Annotated in this window: 1 rRNA gene; it reads right to left on the reverse strand. The window is 53.1% G+C overall.

Features of this window, described 5'->3' with window-relative positions:
* Positions 1 to 28 precede the first annotated feature (28 nt).
* A 23S ribosomal RNA gene (locus PVE40_RS12465) occupies positions 29 to 2,942 on the reverse strand.
* Positions 2,943 to 3,040: the final 98 nt, after the last annotated feature.

Genomic DNA, 3,040 nt, shown 5'->3' on the forward strand with positions numbered 1-3,040 from the left:
GACCAACCCATCTGCCGTTGCCATTCTCTTGGTTAAGTCCTCGACCGATTAGTACTGGTCCGCTCCACACATCGCTGTGCTTCCACTCCCAGCCTATCTACCTGATCGTCTCTCAGGGGTCTTACTCACTTAAAGTGATGGGAAATCTCATCTTGAGGGGGGCTTCACGCTTAGATGCTTTCAGCGTTTATCCCGTCCACACATAGCTACCCAGCGATGCTCCTGGCGGAACAACTGGTACACCAGCGGTGTGTCCATCCCGGTCCTCTCGTACTAAGGACAGCTCCTCTCAAATTTCCAACGCCCGCGACGGATAGGGACCGAACTGTCTCACGACGTTCTGAACCCAGCTCGCGTGCCGCTTTAATGGGCGAACAGCCCAACCCTTGGGACCGACTACAGCCCCAGGATGCGACGAGCCGACATCGAGGTGCCAAACCTCCCCGTCGATGTGAACTCTTGGGGGAGATAAGCCTGTTATCCCCAGGGTAGCTTTTATCCGTTGAGCGATGGCCCTTCCATGCGGTACCACCGGATCACTAAGCCCGACTTTCGTCCCTGCTCGACTTGTCTGTCTCGCAGTCAAGCTCCCTTCTGCCTTTGCACTCTGCGAATGATTTCCAACCATTCTGAGGGAACCTTTGGGCGCCTCCGTTACTTTTTAGGAGGCGACCGCCCCAGTCAAACTGCCCGACTGACACTGTCCTCCCGCCCGATAAGGGCGGCGAGTTAGAATGTTCCTGCCACAAGGGTAGTATCCCAATGGCGCCTCCACCGAGACTGGCGTCCCGGCTTCAATGGCTCCTACCTATCCTGTACATGTGGCAGAAACACTCAATATCAACCTGCAGTAAAGCTCCATGGGGTCTTTCCGTCCTGTCGCGGGTAACCAGCATCTTCACTGGTACTATAATTTCACCGAGTCTCTCGTTGAGACAGTGCCCAAATCGTTACGCCTTTCGTGCGGGTCGGAACTTACCCGACAAGGAATTTCGCTACCTTAGGACCGTTATAGTTACGGCCGCCGTTTACTGGGGCTTCAATTCAAAGCTTCGCCGAAGCTAACCTCTCCTCTTAACCTTCCAGCACCGGGCAGGCGTCAGCCCCTATACGTCATCTTTCGATTTTGCAGAGACCTGTGTTTTTGATAAACAGTCGCTTGGGCCTATTCACTGCGGCTGACCTTGCGGTCAGCACCCCTTCTCCCGAAGTTACGGGGTCATTTTGCCGAGTTCCTTAACGAGAGTTCGCTCGCTCACCTTAGGATGCTCTCCTCGACTACCTGTGTCGGTTTACGGTACGGGCCGTTGTTTTCTAACTAGAAGCTTTTCTTGGCAGTGTGACATCGGGAACTTCGGTACTAAATTTCCCTCCCCATCACAGCTTGTTCTTAGAGGGGCAAGCATTTCACTCACCCCAAAACTCGCTGCTTGGACGTGCATTTCCAATCGCACGCATTCCGTAGCCTCCTGCGTCCCTCCATCGTTCAAACAAAAACAACGGGTACAGGAATCTCAACCTGTTGTCCATCGCCTACGCCTATCGGCCTCGGCTTAGGTCCCGACTAACCCTGGGCGGACGAGCCTTCCCCAGGAAACCTTAGTCATACGGTGGACGGGATTCTCACCCGTCTTTCGTTACTCATACCGGCATTCTCACTTCTAAGCGCTCCACCAGTCCTCACGGTCTGGCTTCGATGCCCTTAGAACGCTCTCCTACCACGGAACCATAAGGTTCCATCCACAGCTTCGGTGATCTGTTTAGCCCCGGTAAATTTTCGGCGCAGGGTCACTCGACTAGTGAGCTATTACGCACTCTTTGAATGATGGCTGCTTCTGAGCCAACATCCTAGTTGTCTGTGCAACCCCACATCCTTTTCCACTTAACAGATACTTTGGGACCTTAGCTGGTGGTCTGGGCTGTTTCCCTTTCGACTACGGATCTTATCACTCGCAGTCTGACTCCCGGACTTGAATCGATGGCATTCGGAGTTTGTCTGAATTCGGTAACCCGAGAAGGGCCCCTCGTCCAAACAGTGCTCTACCTCCACGATTCCTTGATCCGAGGCTAGCCCTAAAGCTATTTCGGAGAGAACCAGCTATCTCCAGGTTCGATTGGAATTTCTCCGCTACCCACACCTCATCCCCGCACTTTTCAACGTGCGTGGGTTCGGTCCTCCAGTGCGTATTACCGCACCTTCAACCTGGACATGGGTAGGTCACCTGGTTTCGGGTCTACGACCACATACTACATCGCCCTATTCAGACTCGCTTTCGCTGCGGCTCCGTGTTTTCCACTTAACCTCGCATGGGATCGTAACTCGCCGGTCCATTCTACAAAAGGTACGCCATCACCCCTTAACGGGCTCTGACTACTTGTAAGCGCACGGTTTCAGGTACTATTTCACTCCCCTTCCGGGGTGCTTTTCACCTTTCCCTCACGGTACTGGTTCACTATCGGTCACTAGGGAGTATTTAGCCTTGGGAGATGGTCCTCCCGGATTCCGACGGAATTTCTCGTGTTCCGCCGTACTCAGGATCCTGGTAGGGCCGCTCTGGATTTCGCATACGGGGCTATTACCCTGTCTCGCGTGGCTTTCCAGCCAGCTTCTGCTATCCATCATGGTCCCATGTTCCAGTCCTACAACCCCAACAAGCAAGCTTGTTGGTTTGGGCTTTTCCCGTTTCGCTCGCCGCTACTTGGGGAATCGAATTTTCTTTCTCTTCCTGCAGGTAATGAGATGTTTCAGTTCCCTGCGTCTTCCTCGACATGGCTATGTATTCACCATGTCGTAATACCCGATCAAGGGTATTGGGTTGCCCCATTCGGAAATCTCCGGATCAATGCTTGCTTACAGCTCCCCGGAGCATATCGGTGTTTGTCCCGTCCTTCATCGGCTCCTAGTGCCAAGGCATCCACCGTGCGCCCTTGTTCACTTAACCAATGGTCAAGTTTCGGGTCCATAGGACCCATAAAACGCGGTAAAATGTTTTGGTCTTTCTTACTATTTCATGTTATGGTATTCAGTTTTCAAGGAACA

The sequence above is a fragment of the Jeotgalibaca caeni genome (assembly GCF_028863945.1).
In the GTDB taxonomy this organism is placed as follows: domain Bacteria; phylum Bacillota; class Bacilli; order Lactobacillales; family Aerococcaceae; genus Jeotgalibaca; species Jeotgalibaca caeni.